The sequence below is a fragment of the Erwinia sp. MMLR14_017 genome, assembly GCF_033657285.1.
Taxonomy (GTDB): Bacteria; Pseudomonadota; Gammaproteobacteria; order Enterobacterales; family Enterobacteriaceae; genus Erwinia.
In genome coordinates, this window is the sequence record NZ_JAWVWP010000007.1 from 162,213 (window position 1) to 186,429 (window position 24,217).

Sequence of the window (24,217 nt, forward strand, 5' to 3'; positions counted from 1 at the left end):
TCAACCATTATTTAGCCTTTATGGAAAACGGTTCTTGTTAAAAACTTGTATGTTTGATTAAATATTTTTATCTTTCAGATAAATATTCATCAAGTAAAGCTGTCAGTTCTTTCTTACTATGGGTAAGGAAAAGCTAGAAAAAATAGCAACTCAGCACGCCCGATTGCCCTGAGCAATCTCTTTCGCTCCCTGTGGGGGCGGTTATGCACCAGGTAAAAACCAGTCCGGTATCGGTCACTGGTTATCCCTTGCTTTGCGCCTGAATGTGAAGGTTTGCTTTATCTTCATGCGCAAAACACATAATGATAATTTTCTGGTGCATATAGAGGTTACCCATGGCACAGCTCAATGATGGCCGCGTTGAAATTGTTTCACGCGATGATGGAACAATCCTGTCACAGGCTAATGCAGGCACGTCTCATAACGTCCTGTTAAACCAGCCCAGCGTAGTGAAAATTCACGGTACGCGTGACATGGTGACCGGTTTTGAACGCCAGGGTAATGACCTGATCCTGCACATGCGCGACGGCAGCGTCGTTCGCTACCAGCAATTCTTCTTTGATGATGTTGACGGTGACCACAGCGAGTTGGTGTTTGACGATGGGATCAACCCGCCTGAACATGCTCTGTTCCCGGTGACCAATGAGTTTGCCGATGCGCAGACGGCAATGGTAATTACACCGGAATATGAATCACTTGGCTCGATTGAACCCTTATTGCTGGCAGATACTGGCGCTTCCAACGGCGTCATTACCGCGGCAGGTATCGGTGCGCTTGGTCTTGCAGGGCTTGCCGTGGGAGCGCTGGCTGGCGGCGGAGGCGGTGGTGGTGGTGACAATGGTGGCAACGCTGGCGGTGGCGATGGCGGTAATCCGGGCGGCGGTGATGGTGGCGACGGGGATGGCGATGGCGATGGCGGAGGAACAACGCCCTTAACGCCAACTATCAGCGTTAATGCCTTCACCGGAGACAATCTCCTGACCCCGGCGGAAAAAGGCAGTAACCAGACGCTGAACGGTACGACTACCAATGCTGAAGTCGGCAGCACCGTAACCATCGTTCTCAACGGCAAAACCTACACCACAACTGTAGGGGCAAACGGAAGCTGGACCCTCTCTATTCCGGCAGCCGATTTGGCTACCTTGCCTGACGGCAATAATACCATTCGCGTGAGCGTGACAAATGGGGACGGCAACACCGCAACTTCAAACGAAGTGATCAATGTTCAGGCCGAAATTACTCAACCCGGTACGCCTGCGATTACTATCGGCACTTTTGCAGGTAATGACATCCTGGACGGCGCAGAGAAACAAAGCTCTCTGACCCTCAGCGGTACCACCACCAACGTTCAGCAGGGACAAGTGGTTACCGTGACGCTTGGCGGCCAGACCTATAGTGCCACCGTAGCCGCTAACGGTAGCTGGTCTATTACCGTACCGGCAAACGCTTTACAGGGGCTTGAGGATGGCAGCAACACCATTACTGCGCGGGTAAGCAATACCGCCGGAACGGCCGCCACAGCAACGCACACTTTCGATGTCCAGCCTGTTTCCGTCGGCAGTATCAGTATCAGCCCCATCAGCGGCGACGGTCAGCTTAATGGCACCGAATCACAGTCTCCACTGACCATCTCGGGCTTTGCCACGGGTGTACCCGCGGGCACGCTGATCAGCGTTACGCTGGGCGGTAAGGTTTACAGCGCCACGATCGGAGCAAACGGTAGCTGGACCGCAACCGTACCTGCCGCAGATCTGCAACTGCTGTCTCAGGGCTCAAATCTGGTGACTGCCACCGTTACGCTTGCTGATGGCACCGTGCTGCAGAACAGCTCTGCCGCTGCGCTTAACGTGCACACTACCGCACCAAACGCCACCATCGACGTGCCGTTTGGTGACGGCGTACTCAGCGGCAATGAAGCTAACAGCGGACAGACGCTGACGGGCAATACTGGTGAGACGGGCGCAGGGCAAACCGTTAAGGTGACCGTTGGCGGCACGGAGTATAGCGGAACGGTTAATAACGACGGCAGCTGGAGCGTAACCCTGCCATCTGCCGGACTGCAGAATTTGCCGCAGGGCAGTAACAATATCACCGTGGTGGTAACGGATTCGGCAGGTAACTCTGCCACTTCCACCACTCCGGTAAACGTGATTACCGCACCGCCGGCGCTCACCGTTACGCTCTCTGACACGCTGTTAAATCAAAATGATCTCAACGATCCTTTGACCATCAGCGGCTCCAGTAATGGCAGCCAAAGCATCACCGTCACTTTAAACGGCGTCACCTATACCACCACTGTTAATGCCAACGGCACCTGGAGCCTCAACGTTCCTGCTTCCGACTTGCAGAGCATTACCGACGGTAATTACACCGTTACGGTGACCTCTACCGATGCCCAGGGTAACAGCATCACCTCTTCAACGGCCCAATTGGCTGTGGATACCACCGCTCCGGTAGTCTCCGTAGAAACTGTCTCCGGTAATGGTTATGTCGACGCCAGTGAGAAAGGCTCTCCTGTGGCGTTCACCGGCCAGACCGAGGCGGGAAGTACCGTTATCGTCCGGCTGGATACGCTGGATCCCATGCAGAGTATTAATCTCTCTGCCACCGTGGACCCGGTTACCGGTCGCTGGACCGCCACCCTGACTGGCGATCAGCTGGCCGCGATCACCGATGGAAGTTATACCGTGACGGTCGTTGCTACTGACGCGGCGGGCAACAGTTCACAGGCTTACACCAACGTTACCTTCATCACCGAACCGGCCAATCTGCCTGCCATTACGGTTAACCCTCTGACCGGCGACGATGTGCTGAACGGAGCGGAAGTGGCGCAACCCCAGTTCCTGACCGGCACCACCCTGCGCGTGCAGACGGGCAGTGAAGTGACTCTGACGCTGGCGGATGGCTCGACCTACACGGGCCTGGTTCAGCCAGGAGGAGAGTGGCGTATTGAGCTGCCCGCTGAGGTACTGGGCGGCTTAACTAACGGTCCGCAAAACTATACCGTTGTGGTGCAGGACATCACGGGCAACAGCGGTCAGGCAACTGGCTCCTTTACGGTCGATGTGGCAGCCAATACCGGTTCGCTCAATATTAATCCTGTCAGCGGTGATAATGCCCTGAACGCCACTGAGGCGCAGTCCGATCTGGCGATCAGCGGAACCAGCCTGGGTGTAACGGCAGCAACGCCGCTAACGGTGACTTTTAACGGCGTGACCTATAACACCACCGTTGGCACGGACGGTACCTGGAGCCTGACCGTTCCCTCCGCGGCGCTGACTGGCCTGGGGAATAACAGCTACGCCGTAACTGTTTCCACCACGGGAACGGATGGCGCTACGGTGACCGCCTCCAGCAATCTGCAGGTGCGAACCACCTTCCCGGATAACATTGTTGTTAATGCGCCATTTGGCGACAATATCCTTAACGCAGACGAAACGGGCGTGCCGCAGACGCTGTCAGGTTCATCTGGCGTGGCCTATGCGGATCAGGTTGTGACAGTGACGATTGGCGGCGTGGATTATAACGCTACCGTCAACACTTCCTCAGGAGCATGGACGCTGACGCTGCTGCCGGACCAACTGCAGGCCCTGCAGGAAGGCGCTTCCACCGTGACCGTTACGGTAAGCGATTCGCTGGGTAACAACGTAAGCTCCAGTTCACCCTTCTTGGTGGATACCACGCCTCCCGTCCTTACCGTCTCTGCGGTGGGGGATAACAGTGGCGCGGTTAACGGCGATACCCAGAATCAGCCGCTGATCGTCAGCGGCACAGCGGAAGCGAACAGCGTGATCAGGCTGGAGCTTAACGGCGTGACGGTGCTTACCGCCGCTGATGCTGACGGCAACTGGAGCGCTGCCGTTTCACCAGCCGTGCTGCAAGCGCTGCCGGATGGAAAATATGATTTGAGCGTGACGGCCACGGATGCAGGCGGCAACCAGACCACCACGTTTACGCCAGTCCTCAAAGATACGATTGCGCCAGACGTTACCTTGTCGCCAGTTTCCGGTGACGGCTATCTCAACGCCGCTGAACATGGCGCGGCCCTGACGCTGACCGGTACGGCGGAGCTGGGCTCCTCCGTGATCGTCACGCTGAATGGTGGAGGCTATCCCGCCACGGTGGATGCTAACGGCAACTGGAGCGTAACGGTACCTGCTGGGGCAGTGACGGCGCTGGCCGACGGCACCTACAACGTCAGCGTGCAGGCCACCGATGCAGCGGGTAACAGCGCCACCACCGCGCTTCCGCTGGTGGTGGTTGCCAGTGCGGCCGACCTGCCAACGATTAGCGTTGCGCCGTTTACCGGTGACAACATTCTGGATGGCGCGGAGAAAGGACTTTCACAGCTAATGACCGGCACCACCACTAACGTGCAGGCTGGTCAACTTGTTACTGTCACCCTTAACGATGCCCAGTATACCGGGACGGTTCAGGCTGACGGCAGCTGGAGCGTGCTGGTCCCGGCCACGGCCTTCTATCAGTTGGCAAACGGGACGCAGAGCTACACCGTGAACGTCAGCGATGTGGCGGGCAATCCCGCTGCCGCCACCGGCAGTTATACCGTTAACAGCGATTTCAGCGCCATTGCCATCGGCATCATCAGTGATGACAACATGCTGAACACCGTTGAAGCGCAAAATGATCTGGTGATCCAGGGGAACAGCCGTTTTGTAGCGTTCGGTGCCAGGATCCTGGTCCGCTTTAATAATGCCAATTATGAAACAACGACCAATTCTGACGGAAGCTGGAGCGTGACTGTTCCGGCCGCAGCGGTCAGTAACGTGCAGAATGGTGACATTACGGTGACGGCAACCGCCACGGATCAGGATGGTAACGTCATCACCACTACCCACAGCCTCACGGCTAACGTTGACCCGAACTTTAGCGTCACGGTAAATACGCCGTTTAACGATGGCACGCTCAACGGGAGTGAATCCCTTAGCGATCAGACGCTGACCGGAAGTACTGGCGTGGATGGCATCGGCCAGACCGTGAGTCTGGTGCTGGGTGGCATTACTTACACCGGTACGGTGGATGCCAACGGCAACTGGTCCGTTGCATTACCGAATGCTGTGCTGCAAGCCCTGCCACAGGGCAGTAACGCCTATAACGTCACCGTAACGGATGCGTCCGGGAACACCACTTCTTTCGGCAGCACCTTTACCGTGGACACGGTGGCACCAACTTTAACTGTGGATGCAATTTCCGAGGATAACCGTCTTAACATTACCGAACATGGCGAGGCACTGACGCTTTCAGGAAGCGGCGCGGAAGGTGATCAAATCAGCCTGACCCTGAATAACGTCACTTATACGGTAACGGTAGAAGCAGGCGGCAACTGGAATATCGAGATCCCTGCACAGGCCGTACAGGCTCTCAGTGAGGGGCTTAACCAGCTGCAGGTTGTCTCTACGGATGTAGCAGGCAACGTGACCAGCACAATCAGAACGCTGGAGGTGGATCTCACTCCTCCACCAGTGACTATTGATCCTGTCTCCGGCGATGGCTACCTCAATCAGGCTGAAAGTACCCAGCCGCTGGTGCTGACCGGCACGGGAGAGATCGGCAACACTATTACCCTTGAGCTGAATGACCGCACTTACAACACTACGGTAGGGGCTGATGGCCAGTGGACGTTGACTCTGCCTGTTACAGTGGTGGAAACTTTTGTAAACGGCGTGCAGCCTTTCACCATTACCGCCAGTGATGCTGCGGGAAATCTCACCCCTCTCAGCTCGCAGGTGGTGGTCGATAAGACTCCGCCGTCCATCGCGATCGCCAACGTCACCAGCAACAACATCGTGGATGCCTCAGAGCAGCAGTCAGAGCAGATCATCAGCGGCACATCCACCAGTGTGGAAGCCGGGCAGACGCTGACGCTGACAATTGGCGGTACTGAGTACACCACGACCATCCTCTCCGGCGGCAACTGGCAGGTCACCGTGCCTGCGGGTGCGCTGGGCAGCCTGAGTGACGGACCACAATCGCTGACAGCAACCACCACCGATCTGGCAGGAAACAGCAGTACCACCACCAAAAACTTCACTGTAGACAGCACCGCGAGCAGCATCTCTGTTGAACCTCTCAGTACCGATGGCTATCTCAACGCTGTGGAAGCAGGGCAGGATTTGGTAGTGAATGGTTTTACTTCGAACGTGGCAGAAAACAGTACGGTCACCTTCACCCTTAACAACGTTTCCTATACGGGTTTAGTGCAGGCCGATGGAAGCTGGTCAGTCACCGTTCCGGCTGCAAACGTGGGGGATATCGGCAATGGCCGTCAGACAGCAACGGTCAGCGTGACGGCTGAAAGCGGACTTGCCGTGACCAATCAGGCCTCGCTGACGGTCATCGCCGATCCAACGCTCAATCCTACCCTGATCCAGCCATTTACTGACGGTATTCTCACCAACGCCGAGGCGGGCGTACAACAGACGCTCACCGGTACAACGGGCCAAACGGGTGAGGGACAGACCGTTACGGTTAACGTCGGCGGAACGGATTATACCGCAACGGTAAACAGCTCTGGTATCTGGTCACTACTGCTTTCGCCAGACGCTCTTCAGGCGCTGCCGCAGGGCAGTTCAACGGTAACGGTCAACGTTACCGACATCGCAGGCAACACCGCCGCCCTTACGCCGCCAACCACCATCACCGTGGCCTCAACGCTGCCAACGCTGACGCTGGGCGACGTGGCGGGTGGCGACAATATTATCAATGCGGATGAACAGGGTGGCGGGCTGGCATTAAGCGGTACCGTTACCCCAGGCGACACGGTAAGCGTAACGCTTAACGGTACCAGTTATGATGCCAGCGTAGCCGGAGACGGTAGCTGGAGCCTGTTGATCCCGGCAGAAGTAGTCGGTCAGTTGGCTGAGGGAGCACAGGCACTGAGCATCGCCGCGACCGACGCTTTTGGCAATACCACGGCGCAAAACGTGCCGTTAAGCGTGGACACCGCTGCACCGATCTTCACCGTTGATCCGGTTGCCGGTGATAACATTATTGACCGCATTGAGCAGGGCCAGCCGCTGCAAGTCACCGGGACAGGCACGCTGGGCGACAGCGTATCGGTCACGCTGGGCGGGCAAACCTATACCACCACAGTTGGCAACAATGGGCAGTGGAGCGTCACCGTTCCGGCAACTACGCTGGGTAACCTCACAGAAGGTGATAACACCGTTTCCGTGGTAGTCACCAACCCTGCGGGTAACAGTGATATCAGCGATACCACGGTTTCACTTGAGACCTTCGTTGATGCTGGTGTCATTGTGAATAGTGTAGCGGGTAACGATCTGATCAATGCTGCGGAGGCGCAGCAGGGTCTTACCGTGACCGGCAGCGTAGACGATGCGAATACCGTAGTAACGGTGACCTTAAATGGCGTTGATTATCCGGCAACCGTGGGCGCGGATGGCCTCTGGAGCGCCACTATCCCCGCCAACGTGGTGACTGCGCTGACGGATGGCAACTATACAATTTCGGTAACAGGAGTGCCTGTCGCCGGGCCTGCTGTCACCGTTCAGCATCCTGTCACTCTGGATACCACCGCACCAGCGCTGAATATTGCGGTAATTGCCGATGACGGCCAGCTTAATACTACGGAACAGGGTCAGCCTCTGGCTATCTCTGGTACCGGCGAGGCGGGCGACAGCGTACGAGTCTCACTGAACGGCACTACCTATCAGACTGACGTGGACGGTAACGGCAACTGGACAGTTAACGTGCCAGCTGCTGACGCAGGCGATCTGATTAATGGTACCTATCCTGTCACCGTAACGGTGGCGGATGCCGCAGGTAACACCACTACCCGCGACAGCAGCCTGATTGTCGATCTTTCGCCACCGGCGCTCAGCGTCGATCCTGTTGCCGGGGAGGGCGTGCTCAACGCGGCTGAGCAGTTGCTACCTTTGACCGTTAGCGGCGCAGGGGAAAATGGCGCTGAGATCACCGTAACTTTCCAGGGCGCAGAGTACACCACCACCGTGGGGGCAAATGGCCAGTGGACGCTGGATATTCCGGCAGATGCGCTGACCGGGCTGACAAATGGCACTTACACCCTGAACGTCGTGGCAACCGATCTGGCGGGCAACAGCACCACGCAGCCGGTATCGCTGACCGTGGTGGCTGATGCGGCCACTCTGCCAACGCTGACGTTAAACGATTTTGCCGGAAACAATGTGCTGGATGGCGCTGAGCAGCAGGCCGATCAGCTGATTAGCGGCACCACTACCAATGTGCAGGCGGGACAATTTGTTACCGTGACGTTTAATGGCGTCAGCTACAGCGGCGTGGTTCTGGCGAGCGGTGCCTGGAGCGTCAGCGTTCCTTCAGCGGCACTGGCAGGGCTGGCGGAGGGTAGCCAGAGTTACAGCGTAACGGTAGGTGATACTGCCGGAAACCCTGTTACCGTTAGCGGCGATTTTACGGTCAATACAGGTCTGAGCGCGCTGGCGGTTGATCCCGTCAGTGGCGACGGCTATTTGAACCGGACGGAAGCGGGGGCCGATCTTACCTTAAGCGGCTCTTCCTTCAATGTGCCGGAAAACAGCGAACTCACGGTGACCTTGAATCAGGTCAATTACACGGCCATCGTGGGAGCTGATGGACGCTGGAGCGTCAGCGTGCCTTCTGCCAATCTGCTGGAACTGCCCGATGGTCCGTTAACGGTTACGGTAACCGGCAGCGACTCTGCAGGCAATCCAGTCGCCAACAGTGCCAGCCTGACCGTTGCCGTGACCGATCTGCCAGCGTTGACCACAAATCAACCCTTCAGTGACGGGACTTTAAATGCGGCAGAAGCGGGCGTGGCTCAGACCTTAACCGGCACCACGGGCGTTACCGGCGACGGACAGACCGTCAGTGTGGTGATCAATGGCACCACCTATAGCGGCACCGTGGATGGCGACGGCAACTGGAGCGTCAGCGTGCCGGCAGAGGTGCTGCAGACACTGCCACAGGGAGAGACAATCGCCACGGTTAACATCAGCGATGCGGCAGGAAACGGGGCTACAGGCGACCTCACGCTGACCGTGGACACGCTGCCGCCTGCGGTGGATGTGGCTGCGCTGGCGGGTGACAACATCCTGAACGCAGCGGAACAGGGAGTGGCGCTGCCGGTGACAGGAACGGGTGATGCCAGTGACACAGTAGTGGTAACGCTGAATGGGCGGGATTACACCACCACCGTCGGCGATAATGGTCAGTGGAGCGTTACGGTTCCCGAAACCGATCTTGCTACGCTGACCAACGGTACTTACATCGTAAGTATCACCGCTACCGATGCGGCAGGAAACAGCACTTCGATCGATCGCCCGCTGGCGGTCAAAGTTGATGCGGCTTCGCTGCCGACGCTGACGATCAACACCTTTGTCGGCAATGACATCCTTGATGGCGCAGAGCAGCAAACCGCGCAGACGCTCAGTGGCTCCACCACCAATGTGGAAGCCGGGCAGACAATCACCGTGACGATTAATGGTGATATCTACACCACGCTGGTTCAGGCCAGCGGAACGTGGAGCGTCAGCCTGCCTTCAGCCGCGTTAGCTGCACTGAATGACGGCACCACCACCCTTAACGTGGCGGTAAGTGATGTGGCGGGCAATCCGACCTCCGCCAGCCGCGATATCACCGTTAACAGCGCAGCATCCGGCATCAGCCTCGATCCGCTGAGCAATGACGGTTATCTCAACGCCACCGAAGCGCTTGATGATCTGATTGTTTCCGGTACAACGGTCAACGTTGTGCAGGGTAGTACGGTCACCCTGAGCTTTAATGGTCAGACATTTACCGCACTGGTAGGCGCTACCGGCCTCTGGAACGCCATCATTCCCGCCTCAGCCCTGGCAGGCATCCCGGATGGTACCGCTACGCTGAGCGCCAGCGTAGTGGATAATACCGGTACCACCCTGACGGGCCGCGGGTCGCTTAGCGTTCACGTCAACGATCTGCCGCTGGCTACGGTGGATACCCCCTTTGCGGATGGCGTACTCAACGGTACGGAAGCAGCAGCACCGCAAACCCTGAGCGGCACCACTGGCGTAACGGGCGATGGTCAAACCGTGGCGATAGTCGTGGATGGCACAACCTATAACGGAACTGTCGATACGAACGGGAACTGGACAGTGGAACTGCCAGCCGCCGCGCTTCAGGCGCTGCCGCAGAATGATTCAACGCTGCCTGTCACCGTGACCGATGCGGCCGGAAACAGCAACACGCTCGCCATTCCGCTCTTGGTGGATACCGTTGCGCCAACGCTGACGCTGAACCCGATCGCAGGAAATGATGTGGTAAATACCGGGGAAGCCGCCGGTGAGATCACTGTCAGCGGCGGCAGCACCGGTGCGCAGGAAGGGCAACTGGTCACCGTGGCCATTAACGGGCAGAGCTATACCACGCCTGTGGATGCTGCCGGAAACTGGACGCTGCAGCTGCCGGCTGGTCTGCTTGCACAGGCTGCCGATGGGACTTATCCACTAACCGTCACCCTGAGTGATGCCGCAGGAAACAGCGCGACCGAAACGGTACAGCTGACGGTAGCCACCGAACAGTTGCAGCCGACTATCGCTACGCCGTTCGGTGATGGCTATCTCAACGGCAATGAAGCAACAGCTACGCAAACCCTCAGCGGCACCACGGGCGCCACGGGTGCCGGTCAGACCGTATCGGTGAATATCGGCGGGCAGGATTATTCCGCCGCCGTCGATGCTAACGGTAACTGGTCGCTACCGGTTGCCACTACACTGCTGCAGGCTCTGGGCCAGGGGGCGCAAACGCTTGTTGTTACCGCGGCGGATGCCCAGGGGAATACGGGCGAAATCAGCACCACAGTCACCGTGGATACGGTTGTGCCAACGCTGACGCTGACGCCTGTTGCCGGGGACAACATCATTAACGCTGCCGAAATCCTGCAGCCTGTTTCCATCAGCGGTACGGCGTCACTCAGCGAAGCTGGTCAGCAGATAAGCATCAGCTTTAACGGCCAGACATATCAGCAAACTGTGCAGAGCGATGGCAGCTGGCGGCTGGATCTCCCTTCCAGTGTGACGCAAACGCTGGCAGACGGCAGTTATCCGGTTACCGTCACGCTGACGGACAGCGCGGGCAACATCACTACTGATACGCTGACTGTAACGGTGAATGCTTCACTGGCGAACCTGCCCACTATCACCGTGGCTGCGGTAGCCGGGGATGACTACATTAACGCGCTGGAAAGCGGTGCTGATGTGACCGTGTCGGGAAGCACCACGAATGTAGCTGCGGGGCAGACGGTAACCCTTACCCTGAACGATGCCACTTACACTGCTGTTGTTCAGGCGGACGGCAGCTGGAGCGCCGTGGTGCCTGCCGCCGCTGTGGCACTGCTGGCTGATGGGGCGCAGACCCTGACGGCTTCTGTCGCGGATACCTCCGGCAATCCTGCCAGTACTACGCATCAGGTTACGGTGATTGCTCAGGCGGCCGATCTGCCTGTCATCACTGTTAATCCGATCGCCAGCGATGATGTGGTTAATTATCAGGAGTCGCGTAGCGACCTGCAGATCACCGGAACCAGTCAGAATATCGCAGCGGGTGACAACATCACCGTCACTCTGAACGGTGCAAACTACACCGCGACGGTGGATGCCAACGGCAACTGGACAGCTACCGTTCCGGCGGCGGCTGTACAGGCGCTGGATCAGGGGGCAAACAGCCTCACGGCCAGCGGCAGCGACGTTGCCGGCAACCCTGCTTCCGCTAGCGGAAGCTTCAGCGTGGATACCAATCCGCCGATCCTTACGGTGTCGTTGGGTGCGGGCGCAGATGGCATTCTGAACCTGGCTGAAGCGTTGAACGGCCTGCTGGTGAGCGGCACTTCAGAAGCCAATACCACCGTTAACGTCACGCTCAATGACAAAACCTATACCGCGACCGTTGGCACAGGCGGAACATGGAGCCTGACTGTTCCGTCTGGCGACCTGCTGCTGCTGCCTGATGGTCAGGCGCAGGTGGGCGTCTCTGTCACGGATAGCGCAGGCAATACCACCTCTGACGTAGTGAATTTAGGCGTGGCAGTCAACACTCTTCCTGTTCTTACGCTGGCCACGCCTTTTGTCGATGGTCTGCTGAACGCGGCAGAATCAGCGGCGGAGCAGGTTGTTAGCGGAACGGCGACAAACCTCGCCGCAGGCACGGAGGTGCAGGTCAGCGTGGGTACAGTAAGTGTCACCGGAGCCGTACTGGCCGATGGCACCTGGAGCGCGACTTTCCCGGCAGGTACGCTTACCGATCTGGCTGACGGCGCGTTGCAGGTTTCCGTGACGGCGGCTGATGCGGCAGGCAACCCGGCCAGCGTGAGCGGCAGCGTGGAAGTGCTGAAAAATGTAACGCTTGATGCGGTCATTGCCACGCCATTTGTGGATGGCGCGCTCAATGCCGCTGAAGCAGGCGTGGATCAGGTCATTCGCGGCACCACCGGGATTACCGGAGCGGGCCAGATTGTGACGGTAACGCTTGATGGCAGAGAAGTTACGGCAACGGTAGGCACCAACGGCAACTGGAGCGCCACGCTGACGCCAGCGCTGGCGGCAACGCTGGGCAATGGCACCCACACGATTGCGGTTACGGTAACGGATCGGGCAGGCAACAGCAGTACGGATTCGCTTGATTTCAACGCTATTGTCACCGGGCTGCCTGCACCGACGCTGGTGACGCCGTTTACAGATGGCACACTGAATGCTGCGGAAGCAGCCGTAGACGGCACGCTGACCGGCGTCACCGGTATTATCGGGGCGCAAACCGTCAGCGTTAACGTCAACGGCACGATTTACCAGGCCGCAGTAGATGAGGCGACCGGAAGCTGGAGCCTTGCTCTGCCATCCTCTCTGCTGGTCACTCTGCCGGATGGCAACTGGCCGATTACGGTTACCGCCACGGACAGCGCAGGCAACGTCGGCACCACCAGCGGCAGCCTGCTGGTGGCAGTACAGAGCGTACCGGACGTCAGTCTCAACCTGCCGTTTGGCGACGGCCAGCTGAGCATTGCTGAAGCCTTCGCTACGGCGGGCCAGACGCTCAGCGGATCAACCGGCAAAATTGGCGCAGGCCAGCTCGTTAACGTTACCATCAGCGGCTTTAACGGCGACGCGGCGGTGGCAGCAGCCGTTGACGCCAGCGGCAACTGGTCACTGAACCTGACGCCAGCCCAGCTTCAGGCGCTGGCCAACGGCAGCCATACGGTTTCCGTTACTGCCACAGACAGTGCAGGCAACAGCGATACGGTGACATCAGGCTTTACCGCCTTGCTTACTGCTCCGGACCCAACCATTAATACGCTGTTTGGCGACGGCTACCTGAATATTGCCGAGGCTGCCGGTGCGTTAACGCTGACCGGAACCACGGGCGCAGTAGGGGCGAATCAGGGCGTCCAGTTGCGGATCGACCTTGCCGGGGTAACCTATACCGGCACGGTCGATGCCACGGGTAACTGGTCGGTGACGCTGCCTGCAGGCGCACTTTCTGGCCTGGCTTCCGGTACGCACAGCGTCAACGTGACGGTAACGGATCCGGCAGGCAACACCACGACGGAAGGGCTGGACTTTACCGCCGCGCTGAGCGCGCCGGTGCCAACCCTGAGCACGCCGTTTGTTGACAGCTTCCTGAACGGCACGGAACTTGCGGCAGGCGCAGCGCTTACCGGGACCACCGGATTGACCGGCACGGGACAAACTGTTCAGGTGACCATCGGGGGCACCAATTTCAACGCTACCGTCGCCACCAACGGGGCCTGGACACTCGATCTTACCCCTGCCCAGTTGACTGATTTGGGCGAGGGCGTAAAAGCCGTCTCCGTGGTCGCTGCTGATGTGGCTGGCAACAGCGCCACTATTGGCGGCAGCTTCACCGTCGATACGGTTGCGCCAACCATTACCCTTCAGCCGTTTGCCGGCGACAATACGCTAACCTACGTAGAAAGCCTGACGGCCCAGACGTTGAGCGGCACCACCACTGGCGCAAGCGCAGGCCAGCTGGTTACCGTGACTTTAGGCACCTCGACACTCACCGGTGTGGTGCAGGCGGACGGTAGCTGGACGGTGAACGTCACGACAGCGGCAATGACGGCGCTGGCTGCGGGCGGCACTGCGGGAACCATCACCGTTTCCGTAGCGGACGTGGCGGGAAATATCGGTACGGCCAGTGCCAACGTCACCCTTGATCTGACGCCTCCGGCCACGCCGCTGCTTACGCTTGCGCCGGTATCGGACGACAATATTGTCAACAGCACTGACGGGGCGACGCTGACGGTGGGCGGGACCTTCGCCAATCTGCCGGGCGTAGCGGGGGCCGTAACGGGCGATATTACCGTACGTGTGGATGGCGTGATTGTAGGTACTTATCCCATTATCACGGCGGATGGCGACTGGACAGTGACGATCCCCAATACTGCGGCGTCACTGGCAGATGGAACGCATACTGTAACCGCAACGCTGGTCAGTACCGGAACAGCCGATCTCACCTCGACTGAACAGGTTGTGGTCGATCGCGTCGCTCCTGGCCTGACCATTAACGCTTTTGCTGGCGACAATATAGTGAACGGCAGCGAAGCCGCCGTAGCGCAGATCCTCACTGGTACCGCTTCAGAAAGTGAAGTTGGCAGGGCGGTCACGGTGACGCTGGAAGGTAAAACCTACACCGGTATCGTTCAGGCCGGGGGAACCTGGTCTGTTACCGTACCATCAGGCGATTTGCAGGCATTAACCAACGCAGGCCACACAATTACCGCCACCCTCAGCGATGCGGCAGGCAACGTGACCACAGTAGATCGCCCGATAACGGTAGATACCGGCGCGCCGCTGCTGCAGGTCGATGCGCTGCTGGACGATAATCTGCTGAATGCTACCGATATTCTGACGACCCAGTTAGTGACCGGGAACGCCTCTGGTGCAGAAGGGCAGACTATCGGACTCTATCTGGGAGACGGTTCACCGATTGCCACCGCCCTGGTGCAGGCTGACGGCACCTTCAGCCTTCAGCTCACGCCAGAGGTGCTGGGCAGCCTGACTGACGGTACGCTGGTCTTTGGTCTGCGCGTCAGTGACGCATCCGGCAACCAGACCGACGCCACGCTGACGGTAAACAAAGTGGTGAACCAGGCGCTGAATTTTGTCACTGATTCACTCACCATCTTTGGCGATGGCTTCCTGAATGCGGCTGATACGGCCGTTGCGCAGACGATTTCCGGGGTGGTAAATTCCGCCGGGATCGGGGCTACTGTTGCTTTGACTCTGGGCCAGACAACCCTGACCGCAAATGTTAACCAGGACGGGACATTTGCGCTGGTGGTGCCGCCAAGTCTGTTGGGTGCATTGCAGCCTGGCGACACGACGCTTAATCTGGTCCTGACTGATGCTGCCGGGAATACCCGTACCCTGGGGGAAACCGTCACCACCATTCTTGATAACCCGGTCATTGGCGCTCTGACTAACCTCTTTGGCGACAATGATCTGCTGAACATCGCAGAATCCACCGTCGCGCAGACCATTGGCGGCACCATTGAGGGGGTAACCGGTTCCAGCGTCACCGTGACGCTGGGATCGAAATCCTATCAGACTACCCTGCAGGCAGGAGGGCAGTGGAATGTCACCATTCCGCCGCTGGATCTGGCTGCCCTGACCCAGGGTAACCTTTCCCTCGGCGTGACGGTGGTCGATCCGGCGGGCAATACCGCCTCCACCTCAACCACGGTAGGCATCTTTACTGCTCAGCCAACCATTAGCCTCAGCTCCATCTTTGGCGACGGTATCCTTAATATTGCCGATGCGTTGACCAACCAGACTATCAGCGGCGTAGTAAACAATGTCGCCGCAGGCACGATTATCCGGCTGAACGTAGGGACCGCAGAAGTGAACGCCACCGTGGGGGCAAACGGAGCCTTCACCGCTACACTAACCCCGGATATTCTCGGAACGCTGAGCAGCGGTAATCTCACCGTGGGTGCCAGCCTCACCGACGCGGCAGGGAATACCGCCAGCACCTCGCTGGGTGCTGTGGTTAAACTTACCGCTCCTTCTGTTTCGGTCAGCCCGCTGTTTGGCGATGGCTTACTGAACCTGGCGGATGCAGTGCTTGGCCAGACCATTGGCGGCACGGTGACCAATGCGGGTGCCGGTGCTCGCGTGGTGGTCTCTATTGGCACTACGCAGTTTGTCACCACGACTTTAGCGGACGGCACCTTCAGTCTGGCGCTTTCTCCGGCCATTCTTCAGGGGCTGAGCGACGGTAATCTTAACGTGGGCGTCAGCGTAACGGACAGCGCTGGCAACACCACCAGCACCTCGGCAACCGCGCTGGTGGGCTTGCAGTTGCCGACCATCACCCTGAACCCGCTGTTTGGTGATGGCGTGCTGAGTCTGCTGGAGTCGCTGGTGACGCAGACCATCAGCGGTACAGTGGGCGGAAACGCGGCTGCTGGCTCGACGGTTGCTATCAATATCGGTAACACTACGGTGACCGCAACGGTAGGGCAGAACGGCACCTTCAGCGCGCAGGTAGCGCCGGATATCCTTGGTACGCTGCTGGATGGCAATCTTACTGTCGGCGTCCGGGTAACGGATGCCGTGGGTAACGTCTCCAGCACCAGCGCGGGCCTGAAAGTAGGTATCCATACCACGCCAACGCTGACGCTGAATACCGTCTTTGGCGACGGAATTCTTAGCGCAGCCGACCTGACCACGGCGCAAACCATTAGCGGCAGCTCGGCCAACCTGCCTGCGGGGAGCACGGTTACCGTCAGCCTTAGCGGCAGAAGCTATACCACCACCGTCGGCAGTACGGGAGCATGGAGCCTGAGCGTGCCGAGAGCGGATCTTGCCGCGCTGGCGAACGGTACGCTTGCCGTAAACGTCTCCGCAACCGATGCCTATGGTAATGCCGCCACCAACAGCGGCTCGGTAAGCGTTATCGCCCAGACGCCGCCAACGGTGACTATCTCCAGCGTGTTTGGCGATGGCCTGCTGAGCGCCACGGATGCTCTCAGCACGCAAACCATTACCGGTACGTCTACCAATGCCGAAGGGTCAATCATCACCGTCCGCGTCGGTACCGCAACGCTGACTACGACCGTTGCGGCGAACGGAACCTGGACAGTTTCAGTCCCGGCCGCCACGCTGGCTGCTTTGCCGGATGGCACAGACGCGGTAACCGCCACGCTGACCAATGCGGCGGGCAACAGTGGCGCGGCTAACACCACGGTACTGGTTGGTACGCATACGCTGCCGACCGTAAGCCTGACCAGCTCAACAGTATTTGGTGGCGACCACTATCTGAACCTTAGCGAAGCCAACGTAGCGGAAACGATTAGCGGCACCTCCACCAATGCGGCAGGCAGAACGGTGACGGTTAACGTGGCGGGCAATATCTACACCACCACGGTGGGCGCGAACGGCGCATGGAGTGTTTCCGTACCTTCAGCCGCCTTGAAAGGCATCGCCGACGGTAGCCACACCGTTTCGGTCTCCGTGACGGATGCGGTAGGAAATATCTCTACCGCCAGCGATACCTTTACAGCGGTAACGCACAATCTGCCCGCTATCGGCGTGGACCCGGTGCTGAGTCTGGTCAGCGTCCTGCTGACCGGCCTGACAATTTCCGGGGGCACGCTTAATCTGGCGCAGGGAACCCGGCTGAACGTTACGCTGGGCGGGCAGACACAGCAGGCCACGACGGATGCGCTGGGTCGTTACAGCGTGAAATTTACCGGAGGATTGCTCACCGCACTCAGCCTGAACAGCATCGTAACGGTAACGGCGGTGGATGCGGCGGGCAACCCGGCATCAACCAGCAACACCCTGCTGCTTGGCTCGCTGCTGCCGGTCGCCAGCGCTTCCGTTGCCACAGCTTCAGTGCTGATGGCAGTAGTGGCGGATGATTCCACCACTACTGCGGCCTCTACGCACGCCACTAGCAGTGAGGAGAGCACCACCACGGTAACGCACGCCGCAGCCGTCGATTCCACGCTGGTAACAGAAAACGATATCAGCACTACCGATACCAGCATCGCGGCTGCTTCAGCCAGTGACGCCACAACTGCCACTGCGGCTGCGGCTACTACCGTGGCGGATGACAGTGCCTATACCATTGGCGGCGTGGTTATCACTTTAGCGGATGGGCAGACGGTGGAAGGAGCTTCGGTCACAGGGAGCAGCGGCAACGACACGGTAACGGTGAATTCGCTGAACTTCACCCATATCGATGGCGGTGCAGGTACGGATACGCTGGTGCTGAACGGTGAGCATATGACTCTGGATCTTACCTCGCTGGGGCTGAAAGTGGAGCACATCGAAATCATCGACCTGGGTAAAGCCGGCAGCAACAGCGTCAAGTTGGATCTCAACGAAGCGCTGAACATCACCGACAGCCAGGCCAGTGATTTGATGATTAAAGGGGTGCTGGGCGACCAGGTCACGCTGGCTAACGGTGAGGGTGGGATCTGGGCAACAGCAGGGCAGCGTACGGTGGACGGACAGACGTTTGACGTTTACCACAACTCGGCGCTCTCTTCCGGCAATACGCTGGGAGACGTGCTGGTGCAGCATAATTTGCAGGTTCACGTGGTGTAACAAAGACTTTCCCTGCACGGGAGGTGAAATTCTCGTGCAGGCAGTATAAAGTTAAGAGGAGGTTAACTGTTTGAGCAGCAGATCAGGCGTATACAATAACCAGACAGAGCGCCCGGCGCGTAAGCGTTGCGTAAAGAATGACCACTATAACTAATATGTGAAAGGTGCCTCACGGGGCGCCTTTCCCTGTATGAGGGGTTTCCTCTCATTTTTATGCCAGACGAAAGGGCAGGAATATTTACCCTTTCGCCTGTTGCGGATTACGCTGTAATCCCCTGAACACCGGGTCCGGCTCAGCTCCCTCTTCGGCGCTGGCTTATCTGTGCCTGTGGAAAATAAGATATTTTTATCTTTACCGGCATGACTTTACCTTTTTCTCCGGTGTACAAGGGAATTCCGATGGTGTATTCAGGCAGTAAGATGAAGAGAGTGTGGCTCTCATTCTGTATGGGTGGGCTTTGCTTCTCTCTGGCACAGCCCGCACTGGCGGCGAAAGAGCCAAAAGCGGAGTTTAACTGGCGAGCGGCACCCAGCGAAGAGCAAATATCCACCCTTACCCTACGCGATGCCATCCTTCGCGCGTTTGCACGTAACCCCAAAATTTCCCAGGCAGCCGCGCAAATTCATGTCGGTGAAGCCGATCTGGATGCTGCTAAAAGCGCGTGGTATCCGCAAATCTCCCTGCAGGCTTCCGGCGGGCGTTCGCACCAGACCGACTCGGCGGGAAGCCTGAACAACAATGGCTCTGGCGGCATCACCTTAAGCCAGCTCCTGTATGACTTTGGCCGCACCGGCGGCGCAATAGATGAACAGCATAAGCTCTCGGACGCCTATCGCTATGCGCTCTACGACACCATGACCACTGTGGCGCAGGATACATTACGAGCCTATCTTGAGGTAAAGCGGTATCGGGCGCTGGTGGAGGCCGCAAACAATAACCTGGCCTCGCTGCAGCGAGTACGTGATATCGCCACACTGCGTGCGGACGCCGGGTTAAGCTCGCAGTCTGACGTGCTACAGGCAGAAACCCGCATCGCCGGAATGCACGCCACGCTGGAGCAGTATCGCGCTCAGGCCCGCTCTGCTCAGGCGCAGCTTACCGTGCTGACCGGCGTGGTCTCCAGCGAGCTGCCCGAGCTGCCGCAGTCTTTGCTGGATCAGCAAATTACTCTGGACAAAATCGCCTACGAAAAAAGCGCCGCAGTGCGCAGTGCGCAGGCCAAACAGGAAGCGGCGATGGAGCGAGTCCGTCAGGCACAGTCTAATCACTGGCCCACCATCAGAGTTCAGGCTGGCCGGACCCGCTATGAAAACGACAGCCGTTCCTACTGGGATGATGAACTGCAGTTGCAGGTAGAAGCTCCGCTCTATCAGGGCGGGCTGGTCAATGCCAAAACCCGGGCGGCGGAGGGCGACCGGGAAGCCGCAGAAGCCGCCATTCAGCAGTCGAAACTCGATATTAACCAGCATGCTTCTACGGCCTATGCCGACATGATCGGTGCGCAGCAGCGCCAGACGGCGGGAGAGGCGCAGCTTGGCAGTGCCGACCACACCCGTTCGGTCTATGCCGATGAATACAAACTGAACAAGCGTAGCCTCAACGATCTGTTGAGCGTGGAACAGGATGTGTTTCAGGCTGACAGCAGCCGCCTGATGGCGCTGTACGATGGCTGGGACGCCACGGTTCGTTATGCCGCAGCGGTAGATAACCTGCTGGATATCATGGGAATCGATCGCGAAGCCACCAGTGGGCAAACCCTCCCGTCACTGTGACGCCAGGCGCACACGCAACTATTTAAGGCAGTACTATGGACAAACAGACCGCAACCACCGATAACTGGATCGACGCCATGCTGCGCGTAGCCGCGCGCTTTGGCAAGCCTGCGGATGGCTCCACCTTACGCCAGCAGATGCGCTGGTTTGAGCACCTGGCGCCCGAGCAGCAGCTTGAAAGACTGGCTGGCCTGCTGGGGCTGCATATGACCATGATGCCGCGCGACAAGATCCGCTGGCGGCAGGAAGTCACGCCGGTGATCCTGATCATGGAAAACGGCAATGTGGTAGTGGTGGAGAACATTGATGCTGAAGGAAAAGCGCGTTACTGGCTGAGCGACGGCGGCGATGTGGTACGTGAAAGCGAACTGGCGCTGCTGCTGGCGCAATGCCAGGAGCAGGTTGGCATTGTTGGCGTGGCGGCACGTGGGCGTGACGCACGTATTGATGAGTTCGTTAAGCCTTACAAAAAGCACTGGTTCTGGGAGAACTTCCGCGGCATGGGGCGGAAGATTATGGAGATCTCTCTCGCCTCTGTGGTGGGAAACGTGCTGGCGCTGGCGGGAATTTTATTCTCCATGCAGATCTACGATCGGGTGATCCCGGCACAGTCTGAAGCCACGCTGTGGGTGCTCTTCTCCGGGGTCCTGATCGCCGCCGTAATGGAATATCTTATCCGGTTGATGCGCACCCAGGTGTCCGATCTGATGGGAAAACGCATCGATCTCAAAGTCTCCTCAATGCTTTTTGCCCGTGCGATGAACATTCGTAACGAGGCGCGGCCCAAATCAACCGGCTCCTTTATCTCACAGCTGCGTGAAATCGATCAGGTACGTGAGCTGCTGACCTCCACTACCGTCGGCGCCGCAGCCGATATGCCTTTTGTGATCCTGTTTCTGTTTATCATGGCTTTTATTGGTGGCCCGCTGGTGATTATCCCGCTGCTGGCGATCCCGCTGATCGTTATTCCCGGCCTGCTGGTGCAGATCCCGATGGCAAAGCTGGCGAAAGAGGGCTTGCGTGAGGGGGCGCTGCGTAATGCGGTGCTGGTGGAAACTATTGAGGGCATTGAAGACATTAAGTCTCTGCAGGCGGAACCCTATTTCCAGCGTCAGTGGGAACAAACTCATGAAGTGAGTGCGGCAGTGGGCATGCAGCAGCGCCTGTGGGGAGCGCGTCTCACCGGCTGGGCTTCCACGGTTCAGCAGTTGACCTACGCCAGCATGCTGGTGTTTGGGGTTTATCTGGTGCTGAGCGGGGATATCACCACAGGTACGCTGGTGGCGAGCAGTATGCTCTCTTCCCGCACTATCGCCCCCCTGATGCAGCTGACCATGGTGTTCTCCCGCTGGCAGCATGCTAAAAGCGCCATGAGCGGGCTGGATGAGCTGCTGAAAAAGCCGCTGGATCAGGTTGAAGAAGGCGAGATGGCGCATTGCCCGACGCTGACCGGGCACTATGATCTGAAAGGGGTGCAGTACAGCTATGACGAAGAGAATGTGAAAAATGTGATTACCATCGGCCAGTTGCAGATCAAGCCGGGTGAACGCATCGCCATTCTTGGCAAAGTGGGTGCCGGAAAATCGACATTGTTGCGGCTGCTTGCCGGGCAGGCGATGGCGACCCAGGGCAAAGTGATTGTGGATGGCGTGGATATTCGCCGCATTGACCCGGTAGATCTCCGGCGCCAGCTTGGCTGGTTATCGCAGGACTCACGGCTGTTCTTTGGCACCCTGCGGCAAAATTTGATGCTGGGCAATCCCCATGCCAGCGAACAGGAGATGCTACAGGCGCTGCGTATCAGCGGCGCGCTCAGCCTGGTACAGCAGGATGCTGCCAGCCTGGATCGCATAATCAATGAAGGGGGGCGTGGCCTCTCCGGCGGGCAGCGTCAGATGGTGATGCTCAGCCGGATGATCCTGCGTCAGCCGCAGGTGGTGCTGATGGATGAGCCTACCGCCTCAATGGATGAGCAGTTGGAGGAGCACGTTATCCGTCAGATGCAGGGATGGCTTTCCGGACGCACGCTGGTGCTGGTGACGCATCGTCCCGCGCTGCTGAAGCTGGTGGACAGGATTGTGGTGATGGATAACGGCCGCATTATTGCTGACGGCCCGAGAGATGAGATCATCCGTAGCGCCACGGCGCAGACAGCGAAACAAAACGCCGCGCGGGGGGATGCAGCATGAGCCTGATTATAGTGGACCGCAACCTTAAACGGAGCGAAAAAAAGACCTCGGCAATCATCTGGCTCTGTACGGCCGCGCTGGTGATTTTCTTTGTCTGGGCGCATTTTGCCATTCTGGATGAGGTCACCGTCGGGACCGGTAAGGTGACTCCCTCCAGCCGTGCGCAGGTAATTGAAAGTCTGGATGGCGGAATTGTCGATCAGCTTAACGTGCACGAAGGCGATATCGTCGAGAAGGGGCAGGTGCTGGCCAGGCTCGATCCTACGCGGTTTCAGTCCAACTTTGGTGAGGCTGCTTCCAAAGCCCGCACGCTTCGCGCTTCCGCCGAGCGGCTGCAGGCCGAGCTGACGGGCGCTCCGCTAGCCTTCAGCGCCGAGACCCTTAAGGAGCCGGAGCTGGTGGCACGGGAAACGCAGCTTTATCAGTCCCGTCGTCGCAACCTTTCAGAAACGGTCAGCAACCTGGAGCAGTCAAAGAAACTGGTGCAGGAGGAATTACGCATGACTGCACCGCTGGTAGCCAAAGGGGCCGCAGGGGAGGTGGAGGTAATCCGCCTTCGCCGTCAGGTCAGCGATCTGCAGGGAAAAATTGACGAAGCAAAAAATGACTATGCAGTGCGCGCGCGCGAAGAGCAGGTGAAAAACAATGCCGATCTGGATGCGCAGTTGCAGGTGGTGACCGGTAAAGAGGATCAGCTCACCCGCGCCACAATCTACTCGCCGGTACGCGGTATTGTGAAGGATATTCAGGTTACAACCGTGGGGGGCGTGTTACAGCCCGGCGGCAAACTGATGGAGATTGTGCCGCTGGAAGATCAGTTACTGATTGAAACGCGCATCAACCCACGCGATATCGCCTATATCAGGCCGGGGCTGCCCGCCACGGTGAAAGTCACCGCCTACGACTCTTCCATCTATGGCAATTTGCCCGGCGAGGTTGAAACCGTCTCGCCAGATACGCTGCAGGATGAGGTGAAACGCGATCAGTACTACTACCGCGTCTATGTCCGTACGCAGAAAGCAGAGTTAACTAACAAAGCGGGCAGGAAATTCCCTATCGTGCCTGGAATGGTGGCCAATGTGGAGATTAAAACCGGTCAAAAATCGGTGATGGATTATTTGATTAAGCCGCTGAATAAAGTTAAAGAATCGATGAGAGAACGCTAGAAAAATAACGCCACTGAATAGTTTATTAATGTTACTTTCTGCCATTAATTAACATGCCGTTTAGTGGCGCTATTAATTATTAATTTGTGCTGAAACAGGGCAAAAAAAAGCGCATCAGGGGAGTTGTTGTTCCAGGGGGATTATCTTTACTTAAATTGACATTAAGCAGGAAAAAACAATAAAAAAATGCCGAACACAAGGTTCGGCGGGAAATAGGGTAAAACATCACATTCGGGGTGAATGAAGGTAATACTTAAATAAAATGATGATAGCGGAATCATTGTATAACCTGATGACCATATTTTTTTATCATTCAGTGCTCAGCAGAGGATGTCACCTTAACTCTATGAATTACAGGCACAAGGAATTTTTATGACGTTGCGGGTGATATTTTTTATCAATATGTGCTGATGAAAAGTTCCGCAAAACTTACATTTAGCAATATCTATCTTACATCCTGAAACCCAATCGGAAATTTAGTATCATTTTC

4 protein-coding genes are annotated in these 24,217 nt (G+C 57.9%); all 4 read left to right on the forward strand.

All coding sequences use genetic code 11. The annotated features are described in order from the left end of the window. The first annotated feature begins 335 nt into the window (after positions 1–335). Positions 336–18,599 carry an Ig-like domain-containing protein gene (locus tag SD961_RS13605; RefSeq protein ID WP_318790880.1) on the forward strand — a complete coding sequence of 6,088 codons (18,264 nt, stop codon included), beginning with the start codon at positions 336–338 and terminating at the stop codon, positions 18,597–18,599. A gap of 420 nt (positions 18,600–19,019) precedes the next feature. Next, positions 19,020–20,372, forward strand: a complete 1,353-nt coding sequence (locus SD961_RS13610) for a TolC family outer membrane protein (RefSeq protein WP_412916680.1) — start codon at positions 19,020–19,022, stop codon at positions 20,370–20,372. Between the two features lie 35 nt (positions 20,373–20,407). Continuing rightward, positions 20,408–22,561 carry a type I secretion system permease/ATPase gene (locus tag SD961_RS13615; RefSeq protein WP_318790881.1) on the forward strand — a complete coding sequence of 718 codons (2,154 nt, stop codon included), beginning with the start codon at positions 20,408–20,410 and terminating at the stop codon, positions 22,559–22,561. Beyond that, positions 22,558–23,727: an HlyD family efflux transporter periplasmic adaptor subunit gene (locus SD961_RS13620; protein WP_318790882.1), complete on the forward strand. Its 1,170-nt coding sequence runs from the start codon at positions 22,558–22,560 to the stop codon at positions 23,725–23,727. Before SD961_RS13615 ends, SD961_RS13620 begins: the two co-directional genes overlap by 4 nt. The last annotated feature ends 490 nt before the right edge of the window (positions 23,728–24,217 follow it).